This is a genomic window from Microbacterium sp. ER1, assembly GCF_023383675.1.
In the GTDB taxonomy this organism is placed as follows: Bacteria; Actinomycetota; Actinomycetes; order Actinomycetales; family Microbacteriaceae; genus Microbacterium.
Genome location: NZ_QCXO01000132.1, coordinates 121,750 through 128,267, shown reverse-complemented (window position 1 = coordinate 128,267; position 6,518 = coordinate 121,750). Strand labels below are relative to the sequence as shown.

The following is a 6,518-nucleotide window of genomic DNA, read 5'->3' as shown; positions in this document are numbered from 1 at the left end:
GGGGCTGGGTCAGAGGGGGATGGGGGTGCCGGCGCGGGACGCGGACTCCTGCGCGGCCTTCACGATCTCGACGGTCCGGATGCCGACACCGGCGTCGGGCTGAGGCTGACGGCCCGCGCGCACGGCCTGCACGAACTCCTCGAGCAGCAGGGCGTCGAGGTCGGCCCCGACCGGGGTCCAGGTCTCGCCGTGGGCATCGTGTCCGGCCACGCCCTTCGCGAAGGGGCTCACGGTCACGGTCCCGCGCTCGGCCACGACCTCGAGGGTGAGGCCGCCCCAGGTCGGCGAGCTCAGCGGCCAGCTCCACGAGCAGTCGATCGTGGCGATCACCCCGCTCGGGTACTGGATCGTCACGAGGCCGCCGGTCTCGACCGCGAGGTCGCGCTCCCCGTGCAGGATGCTGTTCGACACCGCGCGGACGGTCTGCGCCCGCTCGCCCAGGAGCTCGTCGAGGAGGTCGGCGCAGTGCACGACGTGGTCGACCAGGGCACCGCCGCCGGCGAGCGCGGGATCGGTGAACCAGGCCCGGTCCTGCGGGAGCTTGCCGTTGTTGATGCCGGTGACGCCGAGGATCCTCCCGAGGCGTCCGCTGCGCAGCTCGGCGACGGCATCGCGCACCGCGGGAGAGAAGCGCACCGGGTACGCCACCATGAGCAGCACGCCCGCCCGGTCGCAGGCGTCGCGCATCGCGATCGCGTCCTCGACCGTCGTCGCCAGCGGCTTCTCGCACAGCACGTGCACGCCGGCCGCGGCGGCCTGCTCGACGAGCGCACGGTGACGGGAGTTCTCGGCGGCCACCACGACCGCGTCCGGGCCCCACGCGAAGGCCTCGTCGTAGGTCTCGACGTACGCGACCCCGAGATCCGCGGCCAGGGCGGCACCGCGCGGAGCGTCGTCCGGGGCGGAGGCGCCGTCGGGATCGGCGGCGATCAGCTCGACATCGGGCATCTGCTGCAGCGCGTGCACGTAGCTGAGGGCGTGCGTGTGCGCGAAGGACAGCACGGCGATCCGCAGCGGACGGGGAGCGGTCATCGGGTGGCCTCCTCGGCGACGGCGACGGCGGGGGACGAAGCGGGGAGGGCGACCGGGGCTCCGGAGGCGATCGAGGCGTAGGCGGCCTCGGCGACCGCGACCGCCTGGATGCCGTCCTCCGGGGTGACGGCGGCCTCGCGTCCTTCCGCGATGGCGGCCACGAAGTCGGCGATCTCCGCGTAGTACGGGCTCTCCTCCGGCGACATCGGCGGCAGGTAGTCGGTCGCGCCCTCGACGAGCACGGCGTCGGTGCGCAGCGTGTGGTCCTCGGCGCTGTCGTAGCGCAGGCGCCCCTCGGATCCGGCGACCTCGACGCTCGTGCGGAACGGCATGCCGGGCTGCACCCAGCTCGCGTGCACGTGGCTGATGACCCCGTTGCGGTGGGTGAGCACGACATGCGCCGCGACCGGGGCCGGAACGTGGTCGTCGACCGTCGGCGGGTTCTGCACGGCGTAGACGCTGTCGACCGGGCCGGCGAACCACAGCGCCTGATCGATGTCGTGGATCATGAGGTCGCGGATGACGCCGCCGCCCGCCCGCTCCGAGAAGAACCAGGGGGCCTGCGGCGCGGCGCCCAGGCGACGGAAGCGCTGCACGGCGGGGGTGCCGATCTGCCCGGCGTCGATCCCGGCCTTGATCCGGCCGTACTCCCCCATGTAGCGCACGACGTGGGCGGGGAACAGCCGCACTCCCGCGGCGGCTGCGGCGGCGGTCACCTCGGCGGCGGCCTCCGCGGTCGCGGCGAGCGGCTTCTCGCAGATCACGTCGACCCCGCGGGCGATGGCCCGAAGGGCGAAGTCGGCGTGGGTGCTGCTCGGCGTGACGATGTCGACGACGTCGACCTGCTCCAGGAGCGCGTCGACGTCGGCCACGACCTCGAAGCCGTACTCGGCGGCGATCTCCTCCGCGCCCTCCTTCGAGGTGACGAAGCCCTGCACGCCGAGCGCCCGCCAGGCGTCGGCGTGCACGCGGGAGATCCCGCCCGCGCCGATGAGTCCGACCTTCAACGTGCTCACTGCTTCTCCTCGGGGTCGTCGCCGGCCGCGGGGTCGTGCGGCAGGGGGGTGATCGGTGGGGCGGGCATGTCCTCGATGCCGTAGATGTCGCCCGGATGCCGCTGGAACGCATGCACGACGGCGCCGTGGGCGGCGGCTTCCGCTCCCAGCCGCGCCTCCGCGACGGGCACCTGGAACGGCAGACCGAGATGGCCGGGCAGGGCGGCGCGCAGGGGGTCGAGCAGCTGCTCGTGCGCGGCCGAGAGCCCGCCGCCGATCACGACCATGGCGGGGTCGACCGTCATGATCAGCGTCGCGATCCCGTGGGCGAGCTCGTCGATGAAGCCGTCGAGCTCCTCCCGGGCGGCCTGCTCCCCGCTGCGCGCCAGGGCGAACACCTCGGCGGCCGTCGGGGCGGTGCGCCACGAGATCTGCCCGGTCTCGGTGTTCAGGCCCCGGAAGGCGAGGCGGCCGATGTCTCCCGCCGCGTTGTGGATGCCGCGCCGCGGACGACCGCCGAGGATGAGGCCCATGGCGATGCGGTTGCCGACCGACAGGTAGATGACGTCGTCGACGAGCTGCGCGACGCCGAGGTGATGTTCCGCGACGGCCGCGAGCCGCACACCGTTGTCGACCGCCACGGGGCAGCCGAACGCCTGGCGCAGCTGCGAGCCGATGTCGATGCCGGACCACTCCGGGATGACGACCGAGGTGGTGACCCGTCCGTCGTCGTCGACGATGCCGGGCAGGGAGACGCCGATCGCCCGCAGGCCGGTGCGCGGCAGCGAGAGCCGGGCGAGCGTGCGTCGCACGTCGTCGATCACGGCGGCGAGCTTGGCCGGGCCGTCGGGCTGCTCCGCGACGCCGGGGAAGGTGCGCTGGGCGATGACCACGCCCGCGAGATCCGCGACGACGACGCGCACGCTCGCGACGCCGACGTCCACGCCCACCACCACACCGGCGGCGGCGTGGAACGAGTAGCGGCGGGCGGGCCGACCGGCGCCTCCGCCGACCTGCGCCGGGGCGTCGACGAGGAGGCCGGAGTCGGAGAGCACCGCCACGGCGTTCTCGACGGAGGTGCGGGAGACCTCGAGTGACCGGGAGAGGTCGCTGACCGTCGCCGGTCCGGCGTCGCGCAGCCGGAGTGCGGACCGCGCCACGATCGAGAGCGGACTGGTCGCGCCCATCGGGTCCCTCCTTCGTCTCCGCCGTTGGTGCGATCAAATTAGCACACCCGATTCTCAGATCGGGGATTGTTGTTCACGGCCGAGAAACACGGCCGAAACAAGGCTCTGAGAACTTGTGCTTGACGAATTATCCAAAGCCAATGTCATAATGAACCGTACTCAGCACGGTTTACGCAAAGGAGCACCATGCGCGTCAGCAAGATCACCGGCGTCGTCGCGGGAGTCGCGGCCGCCACCCTGTTGGCCGGATGTTCGGCCGGCGGAGGCAACACCGCAGAGGGCGAGCAGGACATCACGGTCTGGCTCTACCCCGTCATCGCCGACGAGGCGGTGCACAAGGACTTCTGGGACTCGACCATCGAGGCGTTCGAGAAGGAGAACGAGAACGTCAACGTGAAGTACGAGATCTTCCCGTGGGCGAACCGTGACGAGGCCCTGCAGACGGCGATCGCCGCCGGCAAGGGACCGGACGTCGTCTACCTCATCCCCGACCAGCTCGCGGCGTACCAGAAGTCGATCGCCCCGCTGAACGACCTGCTCAGCGAGGAGCGCCAGGGCGACCTGCTCCCCAACGTCAAGGAGTCGGTCACGCTCGGCGGCGACATCCTCGGCGCCCCGATCCTCACCAGCGCGCAGCCGCTCATCTGCAACGCGGCCGCGTTCGAGGCGGCCGGGGTGACCGAGTACCCGGAGACGTGGGACGACATCGCCGAGATGGCTCCGGCGTTCATCGACAAGGGCATGTATGCCCTCAACTACCCGGCGTCGGCCGAGAACACCCTCAACCTCACCTACTACCCGCTGCTCTGGCAGGCCGGCGGCGAGGTCTACACCGAGGACGGCGAGGTCGGCTTCGACAGCAAGGCCGGCGAAGAGGCGCTCACCTTCCTGACCGACCTGGCCGAGGAGGGCGCGCTCGACCCGGAGGCCCTCACCACCAACGTCCCGCTGGAGCAGACCGCCATCGCTCAGGGCAAGGTCGCCTGCACCTGGAACAACGCCGTGACCGAGGTCGCGCCGTTCTGGGGCGAGGAGAACGTCAAGGTCCTCGCGCCGCTGACCGACAAGGAGTCCGTGGCCTACGGCACCGTCGGCTCGCTGTCCGTGCTCAAGGGCTCGAAGGCCCCCGAGGCCGCAGCCGCGTTCGCCGAGTTCGCGACCGGCGCCGACGTCGTCGAGCCGTATCTCAAGGCCGCCGGCTACTTCTCCGCGCTCAGCACCACCGAGCCGCTGTACGCCGACGACCCGCTCCTCGGTGAGGTCGAGAAGTACGTCCCCGACACCACGGTGGGCGAGCTCGACGCCAGCTCCCGTGCGCTCATGGGCGTGCTCTCGCCGGAGATCCAGGCCGCCCTGCTCGGCCAGAAGTCCCCGGCCGACGCCCTGAAGGACGCCGCGGCCGCCGCAGCCCCGCTGCTGCAGAAGTGACACCCGGGGGCGTGCGGGTACCCGCCGCACGCCCCCTCTCTCCCGCCCCCCACGTGAGGAATCGACAATGACGACGGCCACCACGGCGCCGAAGCCCGCAGGACGGGTCGCCCGGGTGCTCGCCCGACGGGAAGCGCGCGTCGCGTTCCTGTTCGTGCTCCCCGCCTTCCTGCTGTTCATCGCCTTCCGCTTCGGCCCGAGCATCGCGGGTGTGGCGCTGAGCTTCTTCGACTACGACATCTCCGGCGAGATCGCCTGGCGCGGCCTCGACCACTTCCAGCGCCTCGTCGCCGACCCGCTGTTCTGGCGGGCGCTGGGGACCACCCTCATCTACACGGTCTTCGCGGTGCCGATCGCGCTCGTGCTGTCGACGATCATGGCCCTCGGCGTGCGCCGCGCCTTCCGCGGCGCCCGGTTCTTCCGCTCGATCTTCTTCCTCCCCGTCATCACCTCGCTCGTGCTGGCCGGCTCGATCTTCGTCTGGATCTTCTCCGCCAACGGTCCCTGGTCCGCGCTGATGACCCCACTCGGCCTCGGCGGCTCCTGGCTCGGCAGCACCGTGCTCGTGATCCCGGCGATCGTCGTCGTGGGCGTCTGGTCCCGGTTCGGCTACGGGATGATGATCCTCATCGCCGCCCTGCAGGACGTGCCGCGCGAGCTGGAGGAGGCGGCGCTGGTCGACGGCGCGAACGCCTGGCAGCGCTTCCGGTGGATCATCCTCCCGCACCTGCGCCCGACCTTCTTCTTCCTCGCGGTGATCGAGACGACGGCCGCCTTCCAGGTCTTCGACGTCATCTACGTGATGACCCAGGGCGGGCCGGCGAATGCCAGCTACTCCCTCGTCTACATGCTCTACGACCAGGGCTTCCGCTACTTCGACTACGGCTACGCGGCCGCGGTCGGCGTGGCCCTTTTCCTCATGACCCTCGTGGTCGCCCTCATCCAGCGCCTCGTGATCGGAAAGCAGAAATGACCGCCCTCCTGCAGCCGCCGACGCAGACGACGCCGCCCGCGACCCGTCCCGCCGCGCGGAAGCGCCGCTCGTTCCGCGCGCTCGAGCCGACCGGCTGGGGTGTCGCCGTCCGCTGGGTCTGGCTGAGCATCGCCGGCATCCTCAGCTTCTTCCCCTTCTACGCCATGGTCGTGCTGAGCCTGAAGCCGGGCATGCTCGTCGAGCTCCCCGGCTCGCTGCTCCCCTGGAACGACATCTCGTTCGAGGCGTACGAGCAGGTGCTCGCCGGGCAGAACATCCTCGTCTGGCTGTTCAACACGCTCGTCTACTCGCTCGTGTCGGTCGTGGCGGTGCTGTTCCTCTCCGCGCTCGCCGGATACGCCTTCGCCAAGAAGCGCTTCCGCGGCAAGGAGGTCATGTTCTGGTCGTTCCTGGCGATGGTCATGGTGCCGTTCCACGTGACGCTGATCCCGACGTTCATCCTCATGGCGAACCTCGGCGGCATCGACACCTACTGGGGTCTCATCCTGCCGACGCTCGCGAACGCGCAGGCCGTCTTCCTCATGCGCCAGTTCATCCAGGGCCTTCCCGACGAGCTCTTCGAGGCCGCCCGCATCGACGGGGCCGGCGAGTTCCGCATCTTCCTGCGGATCGTGCTGCCGCTGTGCAAGCCGATCCTCGCGACGCTCGGGATCTTCGTCTTCCTCTGGCACTGGAACGACTTCCTCTGGCCGCTCATCATCGCCAAGTCCAACTCGATGTTCACCCTCACCGTGGGCATCTCGTCGCTGCAGCAGCAGGATGTGCCGCTCAGCACTATGCTCGCCGGCTCCGTCGTGGCGCTGCTGCCGATCTTCCTCGCGTACCTCATCGCTCAGCGGTACGTGCAGGAGGGCGTCACCGGCACCGGGATCAAGGGCTGAG

The 6,518-nt window shown here is 70.7% G+C and carries 6 protein-coding genes; 3 read left to right on the top strand and 3 right to left on the bottom strand.

The features are described 5' to 3' along the window. Positions 1-9: 9 nt before the first annotated feature. The 3 genes from BV453_RS07775 to BV453_RS07765 are packed head-to-tail and all read right to left on the bottom strand — an operon-like array spanning position 10 to position 3,214. A complete protein-coding gene (locus BV453_RS07775; protein WP_249521306.1) occupies positions 10-1,032 on the bottom strand; it encodes a Gfo/Idh/MocA family protein in 1,023 nt (340 codons plus the stop codon). Next, entirely contained in the window at positions 1,029-2,048 is a 1,020-nt protein-coding gene (locus BV453_RS07770) for a Gfo/Idh/MocA family protein (protein ID WP_249521305.1), read from the bottom strand. The genes BV453_RS07775 and BV453_RS07770 overlap by 4 nt, the downstream gene beginning before the upstream one ends. Beyond that, a complete protein-coding gene (locus tag BV453_RS07765) occupies positions 2,045-3,214 on the bottom strand; it encodes an ROK family protein (RefSeq protein WP_249521304.1) in 1,170 nt (389 codons plus the stop codon). Before BV453_RS07765 ends, BV453_RS07770 begins: the two co-directional genes overlap by 4 nt. Before the next feature lie 186 nt (positions 3,215-3,400). Between BV453_RS07765 and BV453_RS07760 the strand changes: the two genes are divergently transcribed. The 3 genes from BV453_RS07760 to BV453_RS07750 all read left to right on the top strand — a co-directional run bounded on the left by BV453_RS07760 (position 3,401) and on the right by BV453_RS07750 (position 6,517). Beyond that, on the top strand, positions 3,401-4,642 hold the full coding sequence (locus BV453_RS07760; protein ID WP_102208546.1) for an ABC transporter substrate-binding protein: 1,242 nt from the start codon (positions 3,401-3,403) through the stop codon (positions 4,640-4,642). A 67-nt stretch (positions 4,643-4,709) separates the two neighbouring features. Beyond that, on the top strand, positions 4,710-5,615 hold the full coding sequence (locus BV453_RS07755) for a carbohydrate ABC transporter permease (protein ID WP_062633348.1): 906 nt from the start codon (positions 4,710-4,712) through the stop codon (positions 5,613-5,615). Further along, positions 5,612-6,517: a carbohydrate ABC transporter permease gene (locus BV453_RS07750; RefSeq protein WP_249521303.1), complete on the top strand. Its 906-nt coding sequence runs from the start codon at positions 5,612-5,614 to the stop codon at positions 6,515-6,517. The genes BV453_RS07755 and BV453_RS07750 overlap by 4 nt, the downstream gene beginning before the upstream one ends. Position 6,518: the final 1 nt, after the last annotated feature.